This is a genomic window from Burkholderia sp. Ax-1719 (assembly GCF_011753055.1).
Taxonomy (GTDB): Bacteria; Pseudomonadota; Gammaproteobacteria; order Burkholderiales; family Burkholderiaceae; genus Paraburkholderia.
Genome location: NZ_VWWJ01000025.1, coordinates 1 through 26635 on the forward strand (window position 1 = coordinate 1; position 26635 = coordinate 26635).

Genomic DNA, 26635 nt, shown 5'->3' on the forward strand with positions numbered 1-26635 from the left:
TTCGCTGGCATGGCCGGTGCGTGGTCCGCTGCTCAATGGCTTCGACGACACCCGCAACAAGGGTGTCAATATTGGCGGTGCGCCGGGCGACCCCGTGAAGGCCGCGGGCGATGGTCGTGTGGTTTATGCCGGAAATGGGCTGCGCGGTTACGGCAATCTCATTATCATCAAGCATGACGCGACGTTTTTGACTGCGTACGCTCACAATCGAGCTTTGATGGTAAAAGAAGGAGATGCGGTTACCAAGGGCCAGAAAATCGCCGAAATGGGCAATACCGACTCAGACCGCGTGATGCTGCATTTCGAAGTACGCCGTCAGGGCAAGCCCGTCGACCCACTGAAGTACTTGCCGCCGCAATAAAGCGAGCCGACCATGCCGAAATCGAAGCGCCGCCTGCAGCAATCCGAGTCTGACAGTCAAGCCGCCCAGGTTTCGGTGGAGGAGGGCGTCGCGCCCGTCGAAGAAGACGATCTCGACGGTGCGCGCGAGCAGGACGAACGCGAGGAGCGCGACGCCGGCTCGGAAGAGAGCGGCGAGAGCGGCGAACGCGAAGGTGCCGAAGCCGCTCCGTCCGACGCGGACGACTTCCGCTCCATGCTGCAGGCCGAACTCACGGCCGACACCATCCAGCATTATCTGAACCGGATCAGTGTGAAGCCGCTGCTCACCGTCGAGGAAGAGCAGCGCTACTCGCGTCTGGCCAAGGCGGGCGAATTCGAGGCGCGTCAGGTGATGATCGAGCGCAATTTGCGCCTGGTCGTTTCCATCGCCAAGGGTTATCTGAATCGCGGCGTGCCGTTGCTCGACCTGATCGAGGAAGGCAATCTCGGTCTGATGCATGCGATCGAAAAGTTCGATCCTACGCGCGGCTTCCGTTTTTCGACGTATGCCACCTGGTGGATCCGTCAGAGCATCGAGCGCGCGATCATGAACCAGGCGCGCACGGTGCGCCTGCCGGTGCACGTGATCCGCGAGCTCAATCAGGTGCTGCGCGCCAAGCGCCATCTGGAGAAAAATTCGCTGAACGCCAATGCGGCGTCCGAGCGGCGCGACGCCAGCATCGACGACATCGCCTATCTCACGGGCAAGACCACCGAAGAAGTCACCGATATCCTCGCGCTCAACGAGCACACGGCCTCGCTCGACGCGCCGCTCGATCTCGATCCGGCGAGCAGCCTGCTCGACCTGCTGTCCGACGATCAGAGCCAGTCGCCCGATGCCGAAGTGCAGCACCGCGAGCTGGAAACGCTCACGCGCGCCTGGCTTGGCCGTCTGTCGGACAAGCATCGCCATGTCATCGAACGGCGTTTTGGCCTGAACCATATCGAACCCGCCACGCTCGAAGAACTGGCCGACGAAATGGGCCTCACCCGCGAGCGCGTGCGGCAGATCCAGCAGGAAGCGCTGGTGCGCCTCAAACGCTTTTTCGCCTCGAACGGCGTGCGCAAGGACGCCGTTCTCTAACATTGCGCCGTTCAACACGGCGCCCATCTGAATGACAGTACCCGTACTCGTATTCGACATCGAGACCATTCCCGATGTCGACGGCATTCGCCGTCTCGAAGATCTGCCCGCCTCGCTAAGCGACGCCGAAGTGGCCGAACACGCCTTCGCCGCGCGCCGCGAGAAGACCGGCAGCGATTTCCTGCCGCATCACCTGCAACGCGTCGCCGCGATTTCCTGCGTGTTCCGCGACGGTCAGGGCTTTCGCGTGCGCTCGCTCGGCACGCCGGAAGATGGCGAAGCAAAGCTGATCGATTCCTTTTATCGCACCATCGAAAAGTATACGCCGCAGCTCGTGTCCTGGAACGGCGGCGGCTTCGATCTGCCGGTGCTGCACTATCGCGCGCTGGTGCATGGCATCCGCGCGGTGCGCTACTGGGATCTGGGCGAGGAAGATCGCGAATTCAAGTGGAACAACTACATCAGCCGCTACCACTCGCGTCATACCGACCTGATGGATCTGCTGGCGATGTATCAGCCGCGCGCCAGTGCGCCGCTCGACGCGCTCGCCAAGCTGTGCGGCTTTCCGGGGAAACTCGGCATGGACGGCGGCCAGGTCTGGACGCAGTTCCAGCAGGGCCAAATCGAGGAAATCCGCAACTACTGCGAAACCGACGTGGTCAACACGTATCTGCTCTATTGCCGCTTCCAGAAGATGCGCGGCGGTTTCACCGAACGCGAATACGACGACGAAATCACTTTCGTGAAGCAGACGCTTGCGGGCGAGTCGGCGCCGCACTGGGCCGAATATCTGAAGGCGTTCGGCGACGCCGAATAGTGTCGAAGAGGCGTTGATTTCAGCCGAGTTCCAGCACGATCGGCTGATGATCCGACGCCTGGGTTGCGCCGTCGATGTCGCAGCGCTTGAGCCGGCTGCGCAGGTCCTCAGTGACGAAGACGAAATCGCAGGTCAGCGGTCCGTCAGACCATTGTGCGGTGTCATAGACGCCCGCTGTGGGCGGCGGTGTCGCGCCGGGATGCAGCGTGCTCCACGCATCGATGAAGGCGGGGCTACCCGTCAGCGGTTCGAGCATGCGCGTATAGACGGTGCTGCCCCAGGCGCTGTTGAAATCGCCGCAGACGATCGCACTGGCCGGTCGCGCTGTGCAGGCAAACGGGCCTTCGCTATTTTCGCCAGGTGCGGGTTGCGCTGCGTGCGCCGCGGCTTCCTGCTGGCAACGCCGTAGCGCATCCACCTGCGCGAGCCGCTGGCGCTCCGAATAAAATTCCAGATGGGTCACCAGCACGCGCAGCGCGCCGCCCGGCGCTTCGAGGACTGCCTCCAGCGCCACGCGCTGCATCGACGGTGCGGCGGGATCGGCGGGCCAGGGCAGCAGGTGGCGAAAGACCTGCGCCACCGGCAGGCGCGTAGCGAGCGCGTTGCCGAACTGCCGTCGTCTGGCGGTTTTTGCGCCTTTCTCGCGCCTCAGTGCAGGAGAATCGGCCGCCAGATCGGCGCCAATGGCTTCGACCACCGTAAAGCCGGGTAGCAGCGCGGCGAGTTCCGCAAACTGATCGTCGCCGGGGCCGCCGGGCAGTGCATGGAAGCCGCGTGTGATTTCCTGCAGACACAGCACATCGAAATCGGCCAGGCGCTGCGCTTCGCGCACGGTGCGTGCGAGATCGACCGTCCCGGCCGCGTCGCGGCCCCATTGAACGTTCCAGCTGACGAGTTTCAGGGGTTTCATGGCGATCGGCCTCGCGTGTCGTTGAGCCTCACACGTCGCACGGCTGACGCTGGATTTGCGTCGGCCTTCAGCGGCGTGTGGCCGCGTATTCGGAAGCCTGATAGGCGATGGCCGGGCCCGCCGTCGCGCGCGTTATCGAGAGGTTACATGACGCACGCTCGCTGGCCACGACGGCCTGACGCTGGAAGTACACCGCGAACGGCACATCGCCGTATTTACCGAGCGCATACTGGTAGCACTCGTTGCCGTTTTCGCCGCGCACGCGGTCGGGCGGCCCGACGCGGGCGATGACGTCATTTTGCGACATGCCGCGCGTAACCTTCGACATGGTCACTTCGGGAGCCGGAATGGACGAAGACACGCAGGCGCTCAGGCCGAGTGCGGCGGCGAGCGCCGCCAGGCAAACCACTTTGTTCATGCTGTTTCTCGGAATCGGAGGGAGAGGCTTACCTGTACGCGCGCGGGGGCACGATGCCAATCGGACTGTTCCCAAAAGCGGGCTGCCAGGGATTCCGAAACGTTGTAAAACATCGCGAAGCCGGGGTTGGCCGCGCTGCGCCGCTCAATCGAAAATCAGGCGCACGACGAGGTAAAGAAGTCCGATCATCAATATCGGGCTGCCGATCAGTGCGGCGGCGACGATATACGACTGCCGCCGGGCGGCGCGGTCGCGTGGCAACGCTTCGAGCAGGGGCGCCAGAAAGACGACAGCGACGCACAATGCGCCGAGCGCAATCACAAAACCGGTAGCGGAAAAAAGCGTGTCCATGATGTCGGGTCCTTGGCGACAGCCTCACGGGGCACGTCGCGAGAAACATCGTACTGACGGACGTCGGCGGAGTAGATCGGATTTATCCGAAAGCGGGACGCCGCGTACGAAGACAACCTGTGTAACGGCTTCTCCCGTGTCCGACTGAAGCGCGCATAAGGAGGCGCTCGCCGAATCGACTACAATCTCGCCTTCGTCTAAAAAATCCACCCCCACTGTCTGTCAGGAATCCGCTGGTGTCCCAAGCCGCCCCCGACCCTCAAACCGAAACCGTCCACGCCGAGGCCGCCATGCCGTTGCCTACGCCCTCGAAGAAGCGCAGCAAGCGCGAGCGTCGCGCCGAGAAGCGCGCCGCCGTCGAGGCGTCGGTTGCTCATGCCCCGATTCTTGAAATCGAATCCCTCGACATGGAGGCGCGCGGTGTAGGCCGTACTGTCACCGAAACGGGCGAACCGGGCAAGGTGATCTTTGTCGAGGGTGCGCTGCCTGGCGAGCGTGTCACTTACTTGAGCTATCGCAAGAAGCCGACTTTCGAGCAAGCCGAAGTCGTCGATGTGCTGCGCGAAAGTGCGATCCGCACGAAGCCGCAATGCGCGTTCTTCGGCAAATGCGGCGGCTGCTCGATGCAGCATCTGGACGTGCGCGCCCAGATCGCCGTCAAGCAGCGCGTGCTGGAAGACAACCTCAAGCACCTTTCGAAGATTCGCTCGGAAACGATGTTCCGGCCGATTCACGGCCCGTCCTGGGGCTACCGCTATCGCGCGCGCCTGACCGTGCGCAACGTGCCGAAGAAGGGCGGCGTGCTGGTGGGTTTCCACGAACGCAAGAGCAGCTATGTGGCCGACATGACGAGCTGCGAAGTGCTGCCGCCCAATGTTTCGGCGATGCTGGTGCCGCTGCGCCATCTGGTGGGCGCGCTGTCGATCAGCGATCGCATGCCGCAGATCGAACTGGCCGTGGGCGCGAGCGTCACGGCGCTGGTGCTGCGCATTCTCGAACCGCTGACCGCCGCCGACGAAGACTTGCTGCGCGCGTTCGCGGACGAGCACAACGTGCAGTTCTGGCTGCAGCCCAAGGGTCCGGAAACGGTGTTCCCGTTCTATCCGCTCGACAAGCCGCTCGACTACACGCTGCCGGAATTCAACATCCGCATGCCGTTCAAGCCGACCGACTTCACCCAGGTCAACCACCAGATCAACCGCGTGCTCGTGGGCCGCGCGCTGCGTCTGCTCGCGCCGGAAGCGGGCGATCGCGTACTCGATCTGTTCTGTGGCATCGGCAACTTCACGCTGCCGCTTGCGCGTCTGTCGCGCGAAGTGGTCGGGATCGAAGGCAGCGAGCAACTGACCACGCGTGCGCTCGAAAACGCGCGCGCCAACGGCGTGGACGGTCATACGTCTTTCGCCTGCCGCAATCTGTTCGAAGTGACGGCGGACGATATCCGCGCGCTCGGCCATTTCGACAAGTACCTGATCGATCCGCCGCGCGAAGGCGCGCTGGCCGTGTCGCAGGCGCTGGCTGAAATCGCGCAGAGCGGCAACGGCCCGCTGCCCAAACGCATCGTGTATGTGTCGTGCAGCCCGGGCACGCTCGCGCGCGACGCCGGCGTGCTGGTGAACGAAGCCGGTTATCGGCTCAAGGGCGCGGGCGTGGTCAATATGTTCCCGCACACCTCGCACGTCGAATCGATCGCGCTGTTCGAGCGCGATTAAGTGCACACCTGAGACCGCCTGAGTCCCGCCGCGAAGATTGTCGCGGCGGCGGGACGAAAAAAAACGCCACGGGGATACCGTGGCGTTTTGTTTTGCGGTGCTCAGGCGGCGATTACCAGATCTGCCACCAGGACTTCTGTTCCTTGCCCGGACGTGCGTGACCCGTGATGTACGGGCTGTCCGGGAAGGTTGCGGCCAACACGCGACGGGTGTCGTCGGCGAGTTGCGGCTGATCCAGCTTCTGGTACGACAGGATCATGATGTGCAGCGCGTCTTCAATGGCCGGTGCGCTCTTGTATTCCGTGATCGCCAGCTGCGCGCGGTTGATGGCCGCCACGTAGGCGCCACGACGATAGTAGTAGTCGGCGGCGTGCACTTCGTGCGAAGCCAGCGCATTGACGATGTAGCGCATGCGCTGCGCGGCGTCAGGCGCGTACTTGCTCTGCGGCGACTTGTCGACCACGACCTTGAAGGCGTCATACGACTCGCGCAGCGACTTCGGATCGCGCTCGCTCATGTCCTGGCCCGAGAAGCGGCCGAACAGACCCAGATCGTCGTTGAAGTGGATCATGCCCTTGAGGTAGTACGCGTAGGCGATGTCCGGGTGATCCGGGTGCAGCTGGATGAAGCGGTTGATCGCCTGATCGGCGGCGTCGTTCTCGTTATCCTTCCAGTCGCAGTAGGCCACGTTGATCTGTGCCTGTTGCGCGAAGTGACCAAACGGATCGCGTCCTTCGAGCTGTTCGAAGTACTTCGCGCACTTGCCCCAGTCGCCACCGGAGAGCGCGTCCTGGGCCTCCGTATATAATTTGTTGTTGTTCCACGTTGCCGTTTCGTCGGTTTTTTCCGGCAGGCCGTGGCAGGCAGCCACTACGGTGAGCGCGGCGCCGCAGGCGGCAATGCGAAAGACGTTGCCCATCTTGCCGAGCGTTTGCATGTGCTTTGCGCGCAGTGCGTTTCGGGCCGCTGCATTTTTGGCCAGTTTCGTGTTCGTGTTCAAGGCTCGCATTTATCCCAGTCCAGCTTCAGGTCCACAGGTGACCCAGACTCAATGACCCGTTCAGTTATTCCGGGGGCCGGCGCTCCCGGCGCCCAAAACAGCATCAGCGATTATAGCCTGGGCGATGTGCCCGATGCCGCAGGAGCCGATGAGGCGCTTGACGACGATATGGTCGAAGGCATTTCCGCTCCTATCCAGGGCGGTCCTTCGCGCACGCGCGTCGCCCGCGAAGATCAGGAGGCGCGCCGCGCCGAAGTGCCCGACGAGCTTGCCGGCGAGCGTCTCGACAAGGTCCTCGCCAGAGTGTTTCCGGAGTTTTCGCGCAACCGCCTTCAGGGCTGGATCGAGGCGCAGCGCGTGCACGTCGACGGCAAGCCCGCCAAGGTGCGTCAGCCGGTGCCGCTAGGCGCGGTGATCGAACTCGTGCCGGATCTGCTGCCCGAGCAGCTGGCGTTCACGCCCGAGCCGGTGCCGCTCGACGTCATCTACGAAGACGAAGCCATTCTCGTCATCAACAAGCCAGCCGGGATGGTGGTGCATCCCGCCGCAGGCAACTGGAGCGGCACGATCCTCAACGGTCTGCTGCACCGTTACGGCGAAGCCGCTGCCGGCCTGCCGCGCGCGGGCATCGTGCACCGGCTCGACAAGGAAACGTCCGGGCTGATGGTGGTGGCGCGCACGCTCGAAGCGCAAACCGACCTCGTGCGCCAGCTTCAGGCGCGTACGGTCAAGCGTCGCTATCTCGCGCTGGTGTGGGGCACTATGCCCGACGAAGGCACCATCGACGCGCCGATCGGCCGCGATCCGCGCGATCGCGTGCGCATGGCCGTGGTGAGCGGCGCATCGGGCAAACCGGCGCGCACGCACTACCGCCGCATCGACAAAACCATCTGGCACCAGCAGCCGATCAGCGCGATCCACTGCGATCTCGAAACCGGCCGAACGCACCAGATTCGCGTGCATTGCGCGCATATCCGCCATCCGCTGCTGGGCGACCCGGTTTATGGGCACGCGCGCGGCAGGCGTTCGGTGCAGGCGTTGCCGGGCGATTTCGCGCGTCAGGCGCTGCATGCGTATCGTCTGGGCCTGATCCATCCGGTCACCGGCCGCGCGATGCAATGGCGCGCCGAAGTCCCCGACGACATGGACGCGCTGATCGAAGCGCTCGGTTTCGGCGGCGAGGAGCGCGAGGAAGATAACGCCTTCGACGAGATGTTCGACAGCGCCTATACGGACGAGGGCTATGTAATCGGCAGTAACGAAGAGGATTACGCGGACGACGACGAGGACGACGACGAGGACGACGATCAGGACGAAGATCACGACCACGACGATCACGAAGGCGACGACGAGGACAAGCCCGCATGACGACCTGCCCGGAACTGACTGCCGACGATCTGCTGCACCCGTCCTGGGACGTCGCGCCGCGCGTGCGCGCGATCGTGACGACGCGCAACGGCGGCGTGAGCGTCGGGCCGTTCGGCCGCTGGCAGGCCGGCGCGCAGCCGGGCGAGGGCGTCGAATTGCCGTGCGGTCTGAATCTGGGCCGGATGTCGGGCGACGATCTTGAGCACGTCGAAGCCAATCGCGCGCGTCTGCTGGGCTACGCGGGCGTGCCCGCGGCATGGCTCAAGCAGATTCACGGCCCGATCGTGGTCGACGCTGCCGAGGCGCTTGAAGCGGCGCGCTCCGGCACGCCGCTCGAAGCCGACGCAAGCGTGACCGACCAGCCCGGCATCGCCTGCACGGTGATGGTCGCCGACTGCATGCCGGTGCTGCTGTGCGACGGCGCAGGCCGGGCGGTTGGCGCGGCTCATGCGGGCTGGCGTGGTCTCGCCGCAGGTGTCATCGAAAAGACGGCGCAGCGCGTGGCGACGCTCGCGGGCTGCGCCACCGGCGACCTGCACGCGTACCTCGGACCGGCCATCGGGCCGACGGCCTTCGAAGTAGGGGCAGACGTGCGTGACGCGTTCATGACTCACGCGGCTGCTGTCGACGGCGCACAACGCGCGCAGACCGGCGCGAGCGAGGCTACAGCCGCCGCGTTCGCGCCGCGCGCCGAAGCGCCCGGCAAGTATTTCGCCGATCTGGGCGCACTCGCGCGCCTGCGTTTGGGCGAGCTTGGCATCACGCGCGTCAGCGGTGGAGGCATGTGCACCTACACAGACCGTGAACGCTTCTATTCGTACCGACGCGAGCCCGTCACGGGCCGTATGGCGGCGCTTATCTGGCTCGAAGCTTGAGCCACGTTTGAGCCGCTTCTAACACGTGCCCCGCAGGCTTTTCGCTGCGGGGCACACTCCCTCGCACAGGCCGTTCGGCCGATTTTTGCTGCGCCGCACACTCGACCGGAAAGCACCGTCTTTCATGCGTCACGAATCGGAATGGCGCGCGTCTCATTGCACTGCAAGCACTTGCCTGCATGGCGGTTTTTCTGCCCTCTGCCGACCCCGCACGTCCGGCGCATGGGGGCGCGTTCATGCGCATCGGGAAAACGATAATTAAAAAAATATCGCAGTGCGGCAAAATCGGGCACAAGCATTGACACGCTTTGCAGTGGGGAGCAAGAATGTCCCTCACCTACGGGACAGGACGCACCGGGCGCAAGACAGTGGCGCGCCTTGCGCGTTCCACCTGCCTCTCAACCAGTCCTTTGGGACACATCGGTCAAAAGCAGGCATGACGGCATCTCAACGTTCCACGACTCACCCCGGTACGGGCGCTTCAAACGACGGTGCGCAGTCTTTCATTCCGAATTTCACGCCGGACGCCGCCGGCATGCAGCAAATGCTGGACGCCTGGACCCAGGCCTGGCGCAATGCGATGAACGCCGCGCAGCAAGCGGGCGCGCAGCAGTGGGGCGCGCCAGGGCAGCCCGGCACGTTGTGGCCCGGCGTCGCTGGCGCCATGAACGGTGCAACGAATCCCGCTCAGGCTGCTCAAGCTGCTCAAGCCGCGTTCGGTGCAGCGATGAATCCAGCCGCGATGCAATCGGCGCTGGGTCAATTCGGCAATCTTGGCAATCTGGGCGGCGCCTTCGAGGCGTTCAAACTGCCTTCGGCCTCTATCGAACCGACGCGCCTTCAACACCTTCAAGCCGACTACTCGCGCGATGCGATGGAACTGCTGCGCGAAGCCTCGGCCGCGCAACCCAAATCGCCTGAACTCAAGGATCGCCGCTTCAGCTCCGACGCGTGGAAAGCCACGCCGGCCTACGCCTTCACGGCGGCCTGGTATCTGCTGAACGCGCGCTATCTGCACGAGATGGTCGACGCCATCGACACCGATGCGAAAACGCGCGAACGCATCCGCTTTGCCGTGCAGCAGTGGACGGCCGCCGCGTCGCCCAGCAACTTCCTCGCCCTGAATCCCGACGCGCAGAGCGCCTTGCTCGAAAGCCACGGCGAAAGCCTGCGCCAGGGCGTGATGAACCTGCTCGGCGACATGTCGCGCGGCAAGATCTCGCAAACCGACGAATCGCGCTTTGTCGTGGGCCGCAATCTGGCGACCACGGAAGGCTCGGTGGTGTACGAGAACGAGCTGTTCCAGCTGATCCAGTACAAGCCGCGCACGCCCACTGTGCGCGAGCGCCCGCTGCTGGTCGTGCCGCCGTGCATCAACAAGTACTACATCCTCGACCTGCAGCCCGAAAACTCGCTCGTCGCGTACGCGCTGGAGCAGGGCCAGCAGGTGTTCCTGGTCTCCTGGCATAACGGCGATGCGTCGATTGCCGACAAGTCCTGGGACGACTACATCGAAGACGGCGTGCTGCGCGCCATCGACACCACCCGCAGCATCAGCGGACGCGAGCAGATCAACACGCTCGGCTTCTGCGTGGGCGGCACGCTGCTGGCCACGGCGCTGTCCGTGGCGGCGGCGCGCGGCGAGCATCCGGTTTCGTCGATGACGCTGCTCACGGCGATGCTCGACTTTTCCGATACGGGCGTGCTCGACGTGTTCGTCGACGAGGCGCACGTGCAGATGCGCGAGCAGAGCATCGGCGGCAAGAACGGCGGTACGCCGGGCCTGATGCGCGGCATGGAGTTCGCCAATACGTTCTCGTTCCTGCGCCCGAACGACCTGGTCTGGAACTACGTCGTCGATAACTACCTCAAGGGCCGTACGCCCGCGGCGTTCGACCTGCTCTACTGGAACAGCGATTCGACCAGCCTGCCCGGCCCGATGTACGCGTGGTATCTGCGCAATACGTATCTGGAAAACAAGCTGCGCGAACCGGGCGCGCTGACCGTGTGCGGCGAAGAAGTGGATCTTTCGCGCATCGACGTGCCGACGTTCATCTACGGCTCGCGCGAAGACCATATCGTGCCGTGGCGCACGGCGTACGCGTCGGTGCCGCTGCTTTCCGGGCCGCTCAAGTTCGTGCTGGGGGCGTCAGGTCACATCGCCGGCGTGATCAATCCGGCTTCGAAGAACAAGCGCAGTCACTGGGTGTTCGATACCGAGGCAAAGCATCTGCCCGACGAAGCCGACGACTGGTTCGACGCCGCCGAGGAAAAGCCGGGCAGCTGGTGGCCGGAGTGGGCCGGTTGGCTCGATCAGTTCGGCGGCAAGAAAGTCAAGCCGCGCGCCCAGGCCGGATCGGCGGAATTCCCCGAGATCGAGCCCGCGCCGGGGCGCTACGTCCAGCAGCGCGAGTGACGCGGCTCATATAAAAACAGCAGCAACGGTTTGACTGGGTTTGGGTTTTTAACATTGACGGGCAAGCATCTCTCGCGATTTCGCGCAGCCCTGAGGAATGGAAAATGACTGACATTGTGATCGTTTCGGCCGCACGCACGGCGGTGGGTAAATTCGGCGGCTCGCTGGCGAAAGTGGCCGCGCCCGACCTCGGCGCGCTGGTGATCAAGGCGGCGCTCGAGCGCGCGGGCGTGAAGCCCGATCAGGTGAGCGACGTGATCATGGGTCAGGTGCTCACGGCAGGTTCCGGCCAGAACGTGGCGCGTCAGGCGTCGCTGAAGGCTGGTCTGCCCACAGCCGTGCCGGCGATGACGATCAACAAGGTCTGCGGCTCGGGCCTGAAGGCCGTGATGCTGGCCGCCAACGCGATCATCGCAGGCGACTCGGACATCGTGGTGGCAGGTGGTCAGGAAAACATGAGCGCCGCGCCGCACGTGCTGCCGGGCTCGCGCGACGGCTTCCGTATGGGCGACGCCAAGCTGATCGACAGCATGATCGTCGACGGCCTGTGGGACGTGTACAACCAGTACCACATGGGCGTGACGGCGGAAAACGTCGCGAAGGAATACGGCATCACGCGTGAAGAGCAGGACGCGTTTGCGGCTGCTTCGCAGAACAAGGCTGAAGCCGCGCAAAAAGAAGGTCGTTTCGACGCGGAAATCGTGCCGGTCGAAATCCCGCAGCGCAAGGGCGAGCCGCTCAAGTTCGCCACCGACGAATTCGTGCGTCACGGCGTCACGGCCGAATCGCTCGCGGGCCTGAAGCCGGCGTTCTCGAAGGAAGGCACGGTGACGGCGGCTAACGCTTCGGGTCTCAACGACGGCGCGGCAGCAGTGGTGGTGATGTCGGCGAAGAAGGCCGAGGCGCTGGGCCTCACGCCGCTCGCGCGCATCAAGTCGTACGCCGCCGGCGGCGTCGATCCGAAGATCATGGGCATGGGCCCGGTGCCGGCTTCGAAGCGTGCGCTGGAGCGCGCGGGCTGGTCGGTGGGCGACCTCGACCTGATGGAAATCAACGAGGCGTTCGCGGCGCAGGCGCTGGCCGTAAACAAGCAGATGGGCTGGGACACGTCGAAGATCAACGTGAACGGCGGCGCGATTGCGATCGGCCATCCGATCGGCGCATCGGGCTGCCGCATTCTGGTGACGCTGCTGCACGAAATGCAGCGCCGCGACGCGAAGCGCGGCCTGGCGTCGCTGTGTATCGGCGGCGGCATGGGCGTGGCGCTGGCGCTGGAACGCATTTAAGCGGGGACCTACCCGTCCGGCATGGTTGTGATCTGGCGTTTATTTGATAGCATGCGCGCTCAGGCTGCGGATGTGCCAGGTGAGCGCCAGATGAGCACCAGGCGAGATCAGGAGCAGCAGGCGAAAGGCGAGGCCGGGGCCGTCGATTGGCGCTCCGGAAAACGATAATGGAGTGTGGTTTATGTCACAGCGTATTGCGTATGTAACGGGCGGTATGGGCGGCATCGGAACGGCTATCTGCCAGCGCCTCGAAAAGCAGGGCTTCAAGGTCGTCGCGGGCTGCGGCCCGAACTCGCCGCGCCGTGTGAAGTGGCTCGAAGAGCAGAAAGTGCTGGGCTTCGACTTCGTCGCCTCGGAAGGCAACGTGGGCGACTGGGACTCGACGTGCCAGGCGTTCGCCAAGGTTAAGGCGGAAGTAGGCGAAGTCGACGTGCTAGTCAACAACGCCGGCATCACGCGTGACGGCGTGTTCCGCAAGATGACGCACGAAGACTGGACGGCGGTGATCGACACCAACCTGACCAGCCTCTTCAACGTCACGAAGCAGGTGATTGACGGCATGGTCGAGCGTGGATTTGGTCGCGTCATCAATATTTCGTCGGTGAACGGCCAGAAAGGCCAGTTCGGCCAGACCAACTACTCGACCGCCAAAGCCGGCATCCACGGCTTCACGATGGCGCTCGCGCAGGAAGTGGCCACCAAGGGCGTGACGGTCAACACGGTGTCGCCGGGCTATATCGGCACGGACATGGTGAAGTCGATCCGCCCCGACGTACTCGAAAAGATCGTCGCGACGATTCCCGTGCGCCGCCTTGGCGCGCCGGAAGAAATCGCCTCGATCGTCGCGTGGCTCGCCTCGGAAGAGTCGGGCTTCGCAACCGGTGCTGACTTCTCGCTGAACGGCGGGTTGCACATGGGCTGATTCCGCCCGCTGCGCGCGTTGAAGGGCGCGCGGCGAAAGCGGGATCGACGGCGGTAGCGGACCTGTTTGCACGCCGGGGCAGGCCGCTTCCGGGCTAGACGACGCGCGATGGCATTGGCCTTCGCGCGTTGGCGCATACAAGGGCGACATATGACGACTACAAAGAAAACCGCCGAACGACTGATCAAGAAATATCCGAACCGTCGGCTGTACGACACGGAGACGAGCACCTACATCACGCTGACCGATGTGAAGCAACTCGTGCTCGATCAGGAAGAGTTCAAGGTCATCGACGCGAAGACCAACGAGGATCTGACGCGCAGCATCCTGCTGCAGATCATCCTTGAGGAAGAGGGCGGCGGTCTGCCGATGTTCTCGTCGTCGATGCTGTCGCAGATCATCCGTTTCTACGGCCATGCGATGCAGGGCATGATGGGCACCTACCTGGAAAAGAACATCCAGGCGTTCATCGACATCCAGAACAAGCTCGCGGACCAGTCGAAGGGGCTTTACGAAGGCAATGCGATGAACCCTGAAGTCTGGTCGCAGTTCATGAACATGCAGGCGCCGATGATGCAGGGCATGATGACCAGCTACATCGAGCAGTCGAAGAACATGTTTGTGCAGATGCAGGAGCAGATGCAGAACCAGGCGAAGAACATGTTCAGCAGCTTCCCGTTCAAGCCGGTTTCGCCGGTATCCCCGGCCGCGCCCGCAGCTTCGGCGCAGGGTGCGGACGAAAACACGAGCGGCGAAGAAGAGAAGAAGTAAGCGTCGAGCGGGTCAGGTAGTGAAAAGAAGCGGCAAAGGCGCGGCAGCCCACGCGCCGATGGCCGCTTTTTTGTTTTTTGCTTTTGTGGTGTGAGGCTGGACGACGCCTGGTGGGGTCAAGTAGCTTGCAGGTCGCGCAGCGCCTGCGGATGCATTTCCGCGACGCGCAGCAGCGTTTGCGCTGCACCCGTTGGCTGGCGACGCCCCTGTTCCCAATCCTGCAGCGTTCGCGTGGACACGCCGAGCAGTGCCGCAAAGGCGCTTTGCGAAAGCCCGACCTTGGCGCGCGCCAGGGCGGCCGGAGTGGGTTCCACGCGCGTGATGCGGCCCGCGCGCCCGCGCTTCATTTCGCCGACTGACTTCAGAAGATCGGCTTGAAACTGTTCCAGTTCTTTATCCACGTTCCACCTCGTTTTCCACGGCCGCGCGCAACTGATTGAGAAACGCTGCGGGCAGATTGTCGAATTTCGCTTTTGCGTAGACGATCAGCAACCAGATGCAGCCGTCTTCCAGCACGTTGTAGTAAATCACGCGCGCGCCGCCGCGTTTGCCGAATCCGAAGCGCCGCCAGCGCACCTTTCGCAGACCGGCTGTGCCGGGAATAACATCGCCTGCCAGCGGATTGTCTGCAAGCCAGGTGATGAATGCTTCGCGGTCGCAATCACGCCAGACTTCTGCGGCGTAGCGCTGGAATGTTTCCGTTTCGATAATTGTGAGCATGGGCGCAACGAGAATGATTATACGGCAATGCCGTATTTCGATAGAGAGAAAGTGGTCGGAAAGTTGATCTATGTCGACTTGGCTTCCGACCCCGACTTCTCTTCATGCTATCCACCCACGCCACCCCCTTCCATACGCCAAATGGGTAAAATGGCGGATTGGCTTGAATCTGCGCGGCGCAACGAACGCCTTGCGCCCCACATCCGGACGTACACGTGAAAAACCCAGTTGAATCAACGACCTCCCGCAATCCCGCCCCGCGCGTCGGGATGGTTTCCCTCGGCTGCCCCAAGGCGCTAGTCGACTCCGAGCAGATCATTACCCAGCTGCGTGCGGAAGGTTATGAAATCTCGGGTTCGTACGACGGCGCCGATCTGGTCGTGGTCAACACCTGCGGCTTTATCGACGAAGCGGTGCAGGAAAGCCTCGACGCCATCGGCGAGGCGCTCTCCGAAAACGGCAAGGTGATCGTCACCGGCTGTCTCGGCAAGAAGGCCAGCGCAAGCGGCTCGAATCTGATCGAGGAAGTGCATCCGAAGGTGCTGGCCGTGACCGGCCCGCACGCCGTGGGCGAAGTGATGCAGGCGGTGCACAGCCATCTGCCCAAGCCGCACGATCCGTTCGTCGATCTCGTGCCGCCCGCGGGCATCAAGCTCACGCCGCGCCACTACGCGTATCTGAAGATTTCGGAAGGCTGTAACCACCGCTGCACGTTCTGCATCATCCCGTCGATGCGTGGCGACCTGGTGTCGCGTCCGGTCGCGGAAGTCATGCTCGAAGCGGAAAACCTCTTCAAGTCGGGCGTGAAGGAACTGCTGGTGATCTCGCAGGACACGAGCGCCTACGGCGTGGACGTCAAATACCGCACCGGTTTCTGGAACGGCAAGCCGATCAAGACGCGCATGACGGATCTGGTCGAGGCGCTGGGCGAACTGGCCGCGCAGTACGGCGCGTGGGTGCGCCTGCATTACGTCTACCCGTACCCGAGCGTCGACGAAGTTATTCCGCTGATGGCCGAAGGTCCGTACAAGGGCCACATCCTGCCGTATCTGGACGTGCCGTTCCAGCATGCTCACCCCGAAGTGCTCAAGCGCATGAAGCGCCCCGCGAACGCGGAAAAGGTCATGGAGCGCGTGAAGGCGTGGCGCGAAATGTGCCCCGATCTGACGATCCGCAGCACGTTTATCGCCGGTTTCCCGGGCGAGACGGAAGAGCAGTTCGAAACGCTGCTCGACTTCATCCGCGAAGCCGATCTGGATCGCGTGGGCTGCTTCGCCTACTCGCCGGTCGAAGGCGCGACGGCTAACGAACTCGACGGCGCGCTGCCGGACGAAGTGCGTGAAGAGCGTCGCGCGCGCTTCATGGAAGTGGCCGAAGAAGTTTCGGCCAAGCGTATGCAGCGCAAGGTCGGCAAGACGCTCAAGGTGCTGATCGACGAGATCAATCCCGATGGCGGCATCGGCCGTACGGCGGCTGACGCGCCCGAAATCGACGGCGTGGTCTACGTCGCGCCGGCGACCAAGGCGTCGAAGCGCTACAAGGTGGGCGATTTCGTTTCCGTGAAGATCACCGGCGCCGACGGCCACGATCTCTGGGGCGAGGTCTGAGCGGCATGACGGACGCTGTGCCGGAAATCCTCGCTTACGGCGAGGCCATGGTCGAATTCAATCAGGCCGCGCCGGGCAAGCGGGAGTACCTGCAAGGCTTCGGCGGCGATACCTCCAACTTTGCGATCGCGGCGGCGCGTCAAGGCGCGCGCGCCGGCTTCGTTTCGGCGGTTGGCGACGATCAGTTCGGGCGCTTGCTGCTCGATCTGTGGACGCGCGAAGGCGTCGATACCGCGCACGTGCGCGTGAACGCCGACGCGCCGACCGGCGTGTACTTCGTCTCGCACGGCCCGCAAGGTCATGCGTTCGACTATCTGCGCAAGGGCTCGGCAGCAAGCCGCTACGCATCCGGCGATCTGCCGCGCGACGCGCTGGCTGCCGCACGTGTGCTGCATCTGTCGGGCGTCAGTGTGGCGATTGGCGACGCAGCCTGCGATGCGGCCTTCGCGGCAATCGAGCACGCGCGCGCCAACGGTGTGCAAATCAGTTTCGATACCAATCTGCGGCTGAAGCTCTGGCCGCTCGCGCGCGCGCGCGCCGTGATGACCGAAGTGCTTCGCCTGACCGACATCTGTCTGCCCAGTTGGGACGATGTGGCCGTGCTGACCGGCCTCGACGACCGCGATGCGATCGTTGACCGTCTGCTCACGCTGGGCGCGCGGGTGGTTGCGCTCAAGCTCGGCAAGGAAGGCGCGTACGTGGCGACGCCAAACGAGCGCCGGGTGGTGCCGGGGCGCGTCGTGCAGGCCGTCGATGCGACTGGCGCGGGCGATTGTTTTGGCGGCGCGTTTGTCGCGCGCCTCGTGGCCGGTGACGATCCATTCGCGGCGGCGCGCTATGCCAACGCGGCAGCGGCACTATCGACGCAAGGCTATGGTGCCGTCGCACCGATCCCGCATCGCAACGATGTCGAGCGTGTGCTGGCCGCGGGCTGATCACCGCATCGCCGCGCAGCACCCTGATCAGAGGAATCCGATGGAAGTTTCAAGCTCGAAAGCCGCGCGTCGCTTTGGCTGGCTCGCGACGGTGGCGATGGTGCTGCCGCTCGCGGCCTGCGCTGTCGACGGCAATCATTCGACCGACGCTGCGGCGGGCGCACCCGTGGTGCATTCGTCGCTGAAGCCGAATCCCGAATTCGCCAGGCTCCCGCAATACGCGGGGACGCTCGGCAAGCGCAAGATCGTGATGCGGCTGGGCGCGAAGACCGACCCTGACGATCCGGGCGGCGTGCACGGAGAGTACCAGTTCAGCGATACGGGCGAAGTGATCCTGATTGCGGGCGACCGCTCGGGCGCGACGCTGGAAGCCGAAGAATCCAACGACGGCACACGTATCACCGGAAACTGGGTGGGCACGTTCGCAGCCGACGGTTCGATCTCCGGCGACCGTATGGAAGTGGACGATTCGGATCCGGTGCCGTTCGAGCTGAAGCCGATTGCGGCTGGGGCGACTGGCATGTCCGGCGCTGCTCAGGCGCCTGCGCCTGCTGCGAAGAGCGGCAACGCCGTGGGCGGCGTCGGTAACGTTGTGACCGGCGAGTAAGCGTCCAGGCTTCAGGCGTGCAATGCGCCTGAAGCCTTCATTCTTTTTGCGCTGGCAGACCGCGCGCGCGGCTAGGCGCGGCCACTGCGACACGCTTCAATTTCGCGCGCGAGCGATTGCGTATCGCAATCAGTCTGCTCTCCAGCGATTCGCGCTCGCGCTGCCATTCGGCGCGCTCCTTTGCCACAACTTCGTTCTCCCGCTGTGCCGCGCGCAACGCGTCATCCTGACTTGTCTGTGTGACGCGCGCTGCGCCGAGTTCGCCCAGCAGCGTTTCATTGCGCTGTTGCAGCGCGGCCGCGAGCGCATCCGCGCGCCGACGCTCTTCGCGGGCCTCGCTGATCTGCTGCATCATGTGCTTCTGCACGCCTTCCATGCGCTGTGTCGCCTTGTCCAGTTCGGACTGGAAGGCCGCATCCCGTGCTTCCAGCGACGCTCGCAGCGCCGCGATGGTCTTTTCGTGTTCCGCTCTCAGCTCGCGCAGCCGTGTATCGGCGATGTCGCGCTCTGAGTCGCGCTGGGCTTCGAGCGTTTCGGCACGTGTGCGCGCATCGTCGGCGCGCGCATGGGCGGCGTCCAGTTGCTGTTTCAGCACCGCAATCTGCTCGCTCATCGCGCCCAGTTCCACCTCCCGCAAGCGCAACGTTTCTTCCGTCGCCGCACGTGCTTCCACGGCTTCAGACGCACGTGATTCGGCGTGCGCCGTGGCTTGTTCCAGTTCGACGACGCGCGCGTCATAGACTTTTTCCCCATGCTCCACGGCCACGGTCCAGATGCCGAGCATTGCGTCCGCGACGGCGGGTGGCAGTTGCGAGGCAAGGGCGTCGCTGCGCGTTTTCTCGTCTTTCCACTGTTTGAGTTCGTCGTTGATCGTCGTGCGGCTGCCCTGACGGATTTCCGCGTAAATCAGATCGACGGTCAGTTCGTGCGGCCGTTTTCCGGCGGCAACCAGCCGAGACGCGGTTTCGCGCGTTCGCAAACGGGTATCGCTGATACGAGACATGGTTTTTCGAGGCGTGGAGGAGCTAGAAGGCTTAAATCATACTGTATATCATCGTATAACGTTATAAAAGTACGTATTGAAGTCAGAAATTTACGATAACACCTATAATCGCAAGTAAAGTCAGGATACGATTCGCTCAACGCCCAAAATCGCTCCTGAATCGATGTCGGAAGACACCATTGCCTTGCTACCCGCTCTGCCGCCCGCGCTCGACGGCCGAAACGGCACCAATCGCGCGCGAAGCGGGGTAGCCCAGACCGCCGCGCGCGACGATATCGAGGCCGTGCGGCTCTGGCTCGCCGAATACGTCGATTCCCCACATACGCTGCGCAGCTACCGCAAAGAAGCGGTGCGCCTGATGCTGTGGGCGACGCGCACGCTCAATAAGCCGCTGTCGAGCCTCACGCGCGAAGATTTCGTGCTCTACGAGCAGTTCCTGGCCGCGCCCCACGGCGATTGGATCGATCCGGCGCGACCGCGCAAGGGCCGCGAGCGCAGGCTGTTCGAAGGCCCGCTTGCGCCGCGCAGCCGCCGTCAGGCGATGGGCATTCTCGGAGGGCTGTTCAGCTATCTGGTGGCGGCGGGCTATCTCGCGGGCAACCCGCTCGCGTTAAGGCGGGCTCGCGCGCCGCAGGCGCCGCGCAGCCGCCGCGTCGAGCGCTATCTCGATCAGCCGCTCTGGCAGCAGGTTCTCGATGGCGTCGATGCATTCCCGCAGGACACGCCGCGCGAGCGCCAGCATTACGAGCGCTGCCGCTGGCTGATGCGCTTCCTGTATCGCACGGCATTGCGCGCCAGCGAAGCCGCGCAGGCCCGCGCGGGCGACTTCGAGCGCCGCCGCGGCCGCTGGTGGCTGCATGTGGTGGGTAAGGGCGGCGTGGAAGGCGACGTGCCAGTGAGCGACGAATTGATGGCCGATTTCGCCCGCTATCGCGCATTTCATGGCTTGCCGGAAACGCCCGCGCCCGGCGAGGCGCGCCCGGCTGTGCTGGGCGTGGCCGGCGGCGATGCCGGACCGCTCACGTCCACTGCCGTCTATATGATCGTGAAGACGGTATTCCGCCGTATCGCCGATACGCTCGACGCGCACGATCCCGCGGGCGCGGCCACACTGCGCCGCGCCTCGACGCACTGGCTGCGCCACACCGCCGCGACCCATCAGGCCGACGCGGGCACGGACCTGCGCTATATCCAGAAGAATCTGCGCCATGCGTCGATCGAAACCACCGGCCTCTATCTGCACGCCGACGATGACGCGCGCCACGCCCAGACCGTGCGCGACACGCCGCCGGCGTGATCTACCTGAGTGATATGGCGCAGCGCCGGTGTTAATCTTCGGCATGCGGCGCGCACGGGCAGGCTGAAACCGCCCAAACCCGCGCCATGTCTCCCATCCGCGCTTTAACCGCCTGCTCCGACATGAACCAATCCGACTCCAGCCGCGCCTTGCAGACGCGCATCGTCAATCCGCAGGACGACATCACGCCCGGCTTCGAATCATTCGCCGCGCCCGTCACGCGCGCCTCGACCGTCGTGTTCCCCGACCTCGCGACCGTGCGCGGCCTCGACTGGAAAAACGACGCGCAATGGCGCTACGGCCTGCATGCCACGCCCACGTCCACGATGCTGATGCAGCGTCTGGCCGATATCGAAGGCGGCGAGCACGCGCTCCTGCAACCCTCGGGTCTGTCGTCGATCTCCAACGTCTACTTCGGTCTCCTGAAGGCTGGCGACGATGTGCTGATTCCCGACAATGTCTATTCGCCCAATCGCGATCATGGCGACTGGCTCGCGCGCGACTTCGGCATCACCGCGCGCTATTACGATCCGATGATCGGCGCGGGTATCGAGGCGCTGATCCGTCCGGAAACGAAGCTGATCTGGCTCGAAGCGCCCGGCTCGGTGACGATGGAAGTGCCCGACGTGCCCGCGATCACGGCCGTTGCGCGCAAGCACAACGTTCTGACGGCGATCGACAATACGTGGTCGGCGGGGCTCGCATTCAAGCCCTTCGATCATGGCGTCGATATCTCGGTGCAGGCGCTCACGAAGTATCAGTCGGGCGGCAGCGACGTGCTGATGGGCGCGACCATCACGCGCGACCGCGATCTCTATCTGAAGATCAAGCTTGCGCGCATGCGCATGGGTATCGGCGTCTCGTCGGACGACTGCTCGCTCGTGCTGCGTGGCCTGCCGAGCATGAAGGTGCGTTTCGATGCGCACGACCGCGCCGCGCTCTCGCTGGCGCACTGGCTCAAAACGCGCAGCGAAATCGCGGCGATGCTGCATCCGGCCTTTGAAGATTGCCCGGGCCACGCGTTCTACAAGCGCGACTTCACGGGCGCGGGCGGACTCTTTTCGGTGGTGTTCGACGAACGCTACAGCGCCGCGCAGATCGACACGTTCTGCGAATCGCTCGAACTCTTCGCGCTCGGCTGGAGCTGGGGTGGGGCGCGCAGCCTCGTGATGCCCTACGACATTGCGTCGATGCGCACGGCGGCTGGCTGGCCGCACCGCGGTACGCTGGTGCGTTTCTATATTGGCCTGGAAGACGAAGCCGATCTGCGCGCCGATATCGAACGTGCACTCGCCACGCTTGCGTAAAGCGTCGCGCTGAAAGCAAAACGGCCGCGCCCGTCGATCACGACGGCGCGGCCGTTGTCATTTCCGCTGGCGCTTTAGAACAGGCGAAGCAAACCGTCGAGGCCGACGAAGTTGAACGCGACGCTCGCCGCTTCGCGCACCACCGGCTTGGCGCGGAACGCCACCGACAAACCCGCCACGGCCATCATCTTCAGATCGTTCGAACCGTCGCCCATGGCGATCGCGCGGCGCGGATCGATGCCGATCTGCGCGCAGACTTCCTGAACCGTACGCGCCTTGACTTCGGCGTTGACGATTTCGCCGGTGACGCGGCCCGTGAGCTTGCCATCGACGATTTCAAGCGAATTTGCGCGCGTGAAGTCGAGGCCCAGACGCGCCTTGAGGCGCTCCGTGAAGAACGTGAAGCCGCCCGACACCAGCAGCGTCTTCAGGCCCGCGGCCTTGGCGCCCGCGAGCATTTTTTCCGCGCCGGGCGAAAGCTGCAGACGCTCTTCGAAAACGCGTTCCAGCGCGCTTGCGTCGAGACCCTTGAGCAGCGCGACGCGGCGCGTGAGGCTTTCGTTGAAGTCCTTGATCTCGCCGCGCATCGACGCTTCCGTGATGGCCGCGACTTCGGCTTTCAGGCCGTAGAAGTCGGCGATCTCGTCGATACATTCGATCGTGATGAGCGTCGAGTCCATGTCCATCGCGACCAGACCGAAGCTGCCAAGCGTGCGGCCCGCTTCGACGAACGCGTAATCGAGCTGATGCGTGCCGCAATACACGTCGAGGTCCGGGCGCTGCGCGGGCGCGGCATCTTCGATACGGATCGCATGCTCGTCGATCGGCACGAGGCGGCTGCCACGCGCGAGCGCGAGGAGCGGCTTGTGATGGACGGCTTGCAGCGGAGCGGGACTCTGGATGACGAGATTCATGAGGTGGGCGACGCGGGGCGAATCGAAACGGGGCGCGAACCGGACAGGGATCGGCCGCCAAAAAACGGCATCAGGGCGGCGATTCTGTCAGTACGCGCGGCGAAAACGCGAATTGTACCGTTTCGAGGCCCGTGCGAGGTCCACCAGACAGAGGCCGGACAGCTTACGGAGACGAAAGCTCGCTTTCGAGGCACAATGAATGCTCGTGCGGCGTCCGACGGGGGGCGGCCGCCGCGTGCCGACAACCATACGTGTCGCGACTCGCGTCGCGCGACGCGTCGCATGCGCCAAGCGGCGCCAGGGGAACCGGTATGCAGGACGCTCATTCCGCCCAGACAAGTCCCGGTCGAACGCCGACCGGCGCGCGCAAGCCGGTTCCGGAAACCGCGGCAAAGCCAGCGCCTGAAGCCCATCAGTCGCTTACGCTCGACGCCGCAGTCAGTCCGGTTCCGAAACCGCCGCGCGCCGCCAGAAGTGTCCAGCCAGCCGTTTCGCCCGCAGTGCCGACTGCAGTTCCGTCTGCAGTTCCGCCAGCGCCACCCGCACCATCTGCATCTCCGGCACCGCCTGCGCAATCGCGCAACGGCCGTGCCAGCACCACCGGCGAAGTCGCCGGCGTGCGCATCACCAGCGCGCGTCGCATCATCGACGTCGAGAGCGGCACCCGCAAGCTCGATGTCGTGCGCTATTACGCGCGCGTCGCGCCGTGGCTGCTGCCGCATTTGCGCGATCGTCCCGTTTCGCTATTGCGCGCGCCGCAAGGCCTCGGCGGCGAACTGCTGTTCCAGCGCCACCTCACCCGCATGCCGATTCCCGGTGTCACCCTGCACGACGAACTCGAAAGCGGCCACCCGCTTATCGGCATCGATTCGCTCGACGCGCTGATCAACGTGGCGCAGATGGATGGTGTCGAACTGCACACCTGGAACGCGCGTGCCGCCGATGTCGACGCCCCGGATCGCGTGGTGCTGGACCTCGACCCCGATCCGGCGCTCGGCTGGGACCGCGTGATCGAGGCCGCGGAACTCACGCGCGCGCTGCTCGGCGATCTGGGGCTGGAGGCGTTCTGTCAGACCAGCGGCGGCAAGGGCTTGCATATCGTCGTGCCGCTCGTGCCGTCGGCGAGCTGGGACGACGCCAAAGCCTTTGCACGCGCCGTTGCGCAGCGGCTGGCTTCCGGCTGGCCGACGCAGTTCACTGCGACGCAAAGCGCCGAGCATCACAAAAAGAAGGTCTATGTGGATTACCACCGCAATGTGCGCGGAGCGGGCACCGCAGCGGCCTATAGCGTGCGTGCGCGGCCAGGCATGGGCGTGTGCGTGCCGATCGCGTGGGATGAGCTGGCGCAGACGACGGGTGGGGCGCACTGGACGCTCGCGAATATCGATGTCCGGCTCAAGCAGCTCAACCGGCCAAAGCGACCGGCCCCGTGGGCGCGCTATGCGCAGGTGCGTCAGACCGTGAGCAGCGAATTGACGTTGCGGCTGGAGGAGGGCGGCGCGTAGAAGGCCTCAGGTGTGATGCGACGCGCGTCTGGCTTGCTTCGCTCTACAAAACGCCCGGCCTGGCAAGCGGTATAAAACCTGGGCCGGGCGATGCCATCGCGCGGCGCAAGCCTTCGCGCGGCGCGCTAGACTGACAGAAGAAAAATCCGCCCCATGTTGTCACGAGTTGCCCTGGCCGCGACTATCGCGGTTGCGGCAGCTCCCGCCAGGAGATGACGCATGCCTTGCAGCCGCACCCGCTCCCGCCGCACTCGCGCGGCGCTCGCTCATGTCGCCGTTGCCGCCGTGGCACTGAATTGCGCGTTCGCGCTGCCGGCATTCGCCTCGACGCCCATCACGGTCACCTCCCAGGCGCCCACCGACGGCCCGATCCGCTATACGGTGAAAGTCACGTCGAAGCTCTATGGCACGGCCCAGGAAACGCGCACGCTGCGCTCGGGCGACACCGACGATTTCAACTGGCGCTCCACGCCGCCAGGCGGCGCGGTGCCAGCGGCGCAGAGCTGTCCGGATTACAGTTCGCTGCCGCTGGACGCCAACGGCGCGATGGTGCGCCAGATCCAGGTGCGTCTTGCGCCTATCGTCGCGCACAACGGCACGGCGAACATCCAGGTGAGCTTCCGCGCCCAGGCGCCGCGTGGCGGCAAGGCGGCGGGCGGCACGCAATGTCCGGAAGTCGTGGCGCATAGCGAAGTGCTGCACTTCTCGATGCCGACCAACGGCACGGCTAAGACGCTCACGCTCAGCGACGGCACCCAACTGAGCGTATCGGCGCAACGCTAGGCGATCACGCCGCAATCGAGGCGCGCGCCGCTCAGGCCCGTGCCTTCGCACGCTCCTTGAGACGCGTCGCCATAAAGCAATGATCGGCGGAAAAGAGCCGCCGATACGCCAGCACCACCGCGCCCACCGTGCCAAGCGCCGACGATGCCGCGATCAGAAACATGATCACGATCTGGTAGCGCACCGCCTGCAAGGGCGATTGTCCCGCCAGCACCTGGCCCGTCATCATGCCGGGCAGGCTCACCACACCCACCACGGCCATCTGGTTGAGCGTCGGGATCATGCCCGCGCGCACCGCTTCGCGCGCGCTCGGCTGGGCGGCTTCCCAGCGCGTCGCGCCGAGCGCCAGTGCACTTTCCACGCGGTCGCGCCGTGCGGTGAGTTCCTGCATCATGCGCTCGACGCCAAGCGACACGCCCGTCAGCGTGTTGCCGAGAATCATGCCGAGGATCGGTATCGCGTATTGCGGTTCGTACCAGGGCCGGATGCGGATCACGGCGAACAGGCCGACTGCCGCCACCAGCCACGCGCTCACCCAGATCGACACGATGCTGTCGACGCGTTGGCCCGTATAAGTGCGCGCGCCGCGCTGGGCGCCCGCGATACCGGCGATCAAGGTCATCAACGCCATCAGCGGCAGCACCACGTACCAGCGATCGAAGGCGAACACCCAACCGAGCACATAGCCGATGGCAAGCAGTTGCACGACGGTGCGCACAGCGGCCCATGCGAGCTTGCGTTCGAGATCGAGCTTGAGCAGCACGGAGACCGCGCCGTTGACGAACACCAGCAGGGCCGCGATGGCGACGTCGCCGATGCTGAGGTTTTGCAGCACGCCTGGACTCATTGCGGCGCTCCGTTCGCGGGGAGGGGGGCGCTGGAGGTATCGGCGGCTTCGCTCAATACGCCGGCGCGCATCGTCAGGTGGCGCGTGCCCACGCGCTGCGCCTGCGCGGGATCGTGCGACACCCACACCGTTGCGCGCGCTGTGCGTTCGCGCTCGAACCAGTGGGCGATCAGCGTTTCGACCGTGCGCGCCGATTCGGGGTCGAGCGAGGCGGTGGGTTCGTCGAGCAGCAGCGCTTCGGGATCGAGTTGCAGCACGCGCACGAGCGCGACGATCTGCGCTTCACCGCCCGAAAGCTCGGCGGAATCGCGTGCCAGAAAATCGCTGCCGCGCCCCGCCGCTTCAAGCAGGCTCGTGACCCGCGCGGCGTCAAAGCCCGAGCCACGGTAGATGGCCAGCGACCACGGAAAGCGCAGATTGTCTTCGACCGTGCCGTCGATCAGCGCGGGCCGCTGGCGCAGGTACGCAATATGCCGCCGATAGGACGGAATCTGCGCGCGCGCGATCGGCTGACCGTGCCAGAGCAGCGTGCCGCCGTCGGCCGGGTCGAGCAGCGCCAGGGCGCGCAGGAACACGCTCTTGCCCGAGCCGGAAGGGCCGGTGAGCACCACGCGTTGTCCGGCTTCCAGCGCGAAATCGGTCGGATGTAGCAAAATCTGGCCGCGCTGGGCGTCGCGCCGCGTGAGGCCACGGGCTTCGACAAGCGGTGCAGCGTCGCCGGACCGAATGGATATGTTCTGGGGGTTTTTCATTAAATGACTGTGAACGACGCGCATGCTTCAGGGCCGGTGATCGCCTC

Annotated in this window: 27 protein-coding genes; 17 read left to right on the forward strand and 10 right to left on the reverse strand. The window is 64.6% G+C overall.

The window, feature by feature from the left end:
* The 3 genes from F3J17_RS29760 to F3J17_RS29770 form a co-directional block, all read left to right on the forward strand.
* A partial coding sequence (locus F3J17_RS29760) for a peptidoglycan DD-metalloendopeptidase family protein (RefSeq protein WP_240161211.1) occupies positions 1-361 on the forward strand: 361 nt, incomplete at its 5' end.
* A gap of 12 nt (positions 362-373) precedes the next feature.
* The gene (gene rpoS, locus F3J17_RS29765; protein ID WP_167067877.1) at positions 374-1465 is read left to right on the forward strand and encodes an RNA polymerase sigma factor RpoS; all 1092 of its coding nucleotides are present in this window, start codon (positions 374-376) and stop codon (positions 1463-1465) included.
* Between the two features lie 31 nt (positions 1466-1496).
* Positions 1497-2282 (forward strand): 3'-5' exonuclease, encoded by a 786-nt coding sequence (locus F3J17_RS29770; protein WP_167067880.1) that lies wholly within the window; start codon positions 1497-1499, stop codon positions 2280-2282.
* 19 nt (positions 2283-2301) lie between these two features.
* On the opposite strand, the gene F3J17_RS29775 is transcribed toward F3J17_RS29770, so the two are convergent.
* From F3J17_RS29775 to F3J17_RS29785, 3 genes are all read right to left on the reverse strand, one after another.
* Positions 2302-3183, reverse strand: coding sequence for an endonuclease/exonuclease/phosphatase family protein (locus F3J17_RS29775; RefSeq protein WP_167068129.1), 882 nt, complete (start codon positions 3181-3183; stop codon positions 2302-2304).
* A 76-nt stretch (positions 3184-3259) separates the two neighbouring features.
* Positions 3260-3610, reverse strand: coding sequence for a hypothetical protein (locus F3J17_RS29780; RefSeq protein ID WP_167067883.1), 351 nt, complete (start codon positions 3608-3610; stop codon positions 3260-3262).
* Positions 3611-3754: 144 nt separating this feature from the next.
* Positions 3755-3961 carry a hypothetical protein gene (locus F3J17_RS29785; RefSeq protein ID WP_167067886.1) on the reverse strand — a complete coding sequence of 69 codons (207 nt, stop codon included), beginning with the start codon at positions 3959-3961 and terminating at the stop codon, positions 3755-3757.
* A gap of 290 nt (positions 3962-4251) precedes the next feature.
* Between F3J17_RS29785 and rlmD the strand changes: the two genes are divergently transcribed.
* Entirely contained in the window at positions 4252-5673 is a 1422-nt protein-coding gene (gene rlmD / locus F3J17_RS29790; protein ID WP_167068144.1) for a 23S rRNA (uracil(1939)-C(5))-methyltransferase RlmD, read from the forward strand.
* Positions 5674-5785: 112 nt separating this feature from the next.
* Here the strand turns inward: rlmD and F3J17_RS29795 are convergent, their stop codons facing one another.
* Entirely contained in the window at positions 5786-6682 is an 897-nt protein-coding gene (locus F3J17_RS29795) for an outer membrane protein assembly factor BamD (protein WP_156966031.1), read from the reverse strand.
* A 42-nt stretch (positions 6683-6724) separates the two neighbouring features.
* Here F3J17_RS29795 and F3J17_RS29800 point away from each other — a divergent pair, with 42 nt between their 5' ends.
* From F3J17_RS29800 to phaR, 6 genes are all read left to right on the forward strand, one after another.
* On the forward strand, positions 6725-8041 hold the full coding sequence (locus tag F3J17_RS29800; RefSeq protein WP_167067889.1) for an RluA family pseudouridine synthase: 1317 nt from the start codon (positions 6725-6727) through the stop codon (positions 8039-8041).
* Positions 8038-8916 carry a peptidoglycan editing factor PgeF gene (gene pgeF, locus F3J17_RS29805; protein WP_167067892.1) on the forward strand — a complete coding sequence of 293 codons (879 nt, stop codon included), beginning with the start codon at positions 8038-8040 and terminating at the stop codon, positions 8914-8916. Before F3J17_RS29800 ends, pgeF begins: the two co-directional genes overlap by 4 nt.
* Before the next feature lie 535 nt (positions 8917-9451).
* Positions 9452-11332 carry a class I poly(R)-hydroxyalkanoic acid synthase gene (gene phaC, locus F3J17_RS29810; RefSeq protein WP_167068147.1) on the forward strand — a complete coding sequence of 627 codons (1881 nt, stop codon included), beginning with the start codon at positions 9452-9454 and terminating at the stop codon, positions 11330-11332.
* A gap of 104 nt (positions 11333-11436) precedes the next feature.
* Positions 11437-12618, forward strand: a complete 1182-nt coding sequence (locus F3J17_RS29815) for an acetyl-CoA C-acetyltransferase (RefSeq protein WP_167067895.1) — start codon at positions 11437-11439, stop codon at positions 12616-12618.
* 181 nt (positions 12619-12799) lie between these two features.
* Positions 12800-13540 carry a 3-ketoacyl-ACP reductase gene (locus tag F3J17_RS29820; protein ID WP_167067898.1) on the forward strand — a complete coding sequence of 247 codons (741 nt, stop codon included), beginning with the start codon at positions 12800-12802 and terminating at the stop codon, positions 13538-13540.
* Positions 13541-13690: 150 nt separating this feature from the next.
* Complete coding sequence (phaR, locus tag F3J17_RS29825; protein ID WP_167067901.1) at positions 13691-14311, forward strand: polyhydroxyalkanoate synthesis repressor PhaR; 621 nt, start codon at positions 13691-13693, stop codon at positions 14309-14311.
* Positions 14312-14427: 116 nt separating this feature from the next.
* Here the strand turns inward: phaR and F3J17_RS29830 are convergent, their stop codons facing one another.
* A complete protein-coding gene (locus F3J17_RS29830) occupies positions 14428-14712 on the reverse strand; it encodes a helix-turn-helix domain-containing protein (RefSeq protein WP_167067904.1) in 285 nt (94 codons plus the stop codon).
* Positions 14705-15031, reverse strand: a complete 327-nt coding sequence (locus F3J17_RS29835; RefSeq protein WP_167067906.1) for a transcriptional regulator — start codon at positions 15029-15031, stop codon at positions 14705-14707. The genes F3J17_RS29830 and F3J17_RS29835 overlap by 8 nt, the downstream gene beginning before the upstream one ends.
* Before the next feature lie 269 nt (positions 15032-15300).
* Between F3J17_RS29835 and rimO the strand changes: the two genes are divergently transcribed.
* Genes rimO through F3J17_RS29850 form a run of 3 tightly spaced genes read left to right on the forward strand, consistent with a single transcriptional unit; the run spans position 15301 to position 18180 of the window.
* Positions 15301-16638 carry a 30S ribosomal protein S12 methylthiotransferase RimO gene (rimO, locus tag F3J17_RS29840; RefSeq protein ID WP_205195026.1) on the forward strand — a complete coding sequence of 446 codons (1338 nt, stop codon included), beginning with the start codon at positions 15301-15303 and terminating at the stop codon, positions 16636-16638.
* Positions 16639-16643: 5 nt separating this feature from the next.
* Positions 16644-17573 (forward strand): sugar kinase, encoded by a 930-nt coding sequence (locus tag F3J17_RS29845; RefSeq protein ID WP_167067909.1) that lies wholly within the window; start codon positions 16644-16646, stop codon positions 17571-17573.
* A 40-nt stretch (positions 17574-17613) separates the two neighbouring features.
* Positions 17614-18180 carry a hypothetical protein gene (locus F3J17_RS29850; RefSeq protein WP_167067912.1) on the forward strand — a complete coding sequence of 189 codons (567 nt, stop codon included), beginning with the start codon at positions 17614-17616 and terminating at the stop codon, positions 18178-18180.
* A gap of 37 nt (positions 18181-18217) precedes the next feature.
* Here F3J17_RS29850 and F3J17_RS29855 read toward each other — a convergent pair whose 3' ends face one another.
* Positions 18218-19183, reverse strand: a complete 966-nt coding sequence (locus F3J17_RS29855) for a DNA-binding protein (protein ID WP_167067915.1) — start codon at positions 19181-19183, stop codon at positions 18218-18220.
* A 163-nt stretch (positions 19184-19346) separates the two neighbouring features.
* Here F3J17_RS29855 and F3J17_RS29860 point away from each other — a divergent pair, with 163 nt between their 5' ends.
* Together F3J17_RS29860 and F3J17_RS29865 are read left to right on the forward strand one after the other, a co-directional pair.
* On the forward strand, positions 19347-20480 hold the full coding sequence (locus F3J17_RS29860; RefSeq protein WP_167067918.1) for a tyrosine-type recombinase/integrase: 1134 nt from the start codon (positions 19347-19349) through the stop codon (positions 20478-20480).
* A gap of 122 nt (positions 20481-20602) precedes the next feature.
* Complete coding sequence (locus F3J17_RS29865) at positions 20603-21787, forward strand: cystathionine beta-lyase (protein ID WP_167067921.1); 1185 nt, start codon at positions 20603-20605, stop codon at positions 21785-21787.
* 74 nt (positions 21788-21861) lie between these two features.
* On the opposite strand, the gene serB is transcribed toward F3J17_RS29865, so the two are convergent.
* A complete protein-coding gene (serB, locus tag F3J17_RS29870) occupies positions 21862-22701 on the reverse strand; it encodes a phosphoserine phosphatase SerB (protein WP_167067924.1) in 840 nt (279 codons plus the stop codon).
* Positions 22702-23318: 617 nt separating this feature from the next.
* Between serB and ligD the strand changes: the two genes are divergently transcribed.
* Both ligD and F3J17_RS29880 read left to right on the forward strand, forming a co-directional pair.
* Positions 23319-24206, forward strand: coding sequence for a non-homologous end-joining DNA ligase (gene ligD, locus F3J17_RS29875; RefSeq protein ID WP_167067927.1), 888 nt, complete (start codon positions 23319-23321; stop codon positions 24204-24206).
* A 219-nt stretch (positions 24207-24425) separates the two neighbouring features.
* Positions 24426-24989, forward strand: a complete 564-nt coding sequence (locus tag F3J17_RS29880; protein WP_167067930.1) for a DUF6013 family protein — start codon at positions 24426-24428, stop codon at positions 24987-24989.
* A gap of 31 nt (positions 24990-25020) precedes the next feature.
* Here the strand turns inward: F3J17_RS29880 and fetB are convergent, their stop codons facing one another.
* Together fetB and F3J17_RS29890 are read right to left on the reverse strand one after the other, a co-directional pair.
* Positions 25021-25836, reverse strand: coding sequence for an iron export ABC transporter permease subunit FetB (gene fetB / locus F3J17_RS29885; protein ID WP_167067933.1), 816 nt, complete (start codon positions 25834-25836; stop codon positions 25021-25023).
* On the reverse strand, positions 25833-26588 hold the full coding sequence (locus tag F3J17_RS29890) for an ATP-binding cassette domain-containing protein (RefSeq protein ID WP_167067936.1): 756 nt from the start codon (positions 26586-26588) through the stop codon (positions 25833-25835). Before F3J17_RS29890 ends, fetB begins: the two co-directional genes overlap by 4 nt.
* Positions 26589-26635 lie beyond the last annotated feature (47 nt).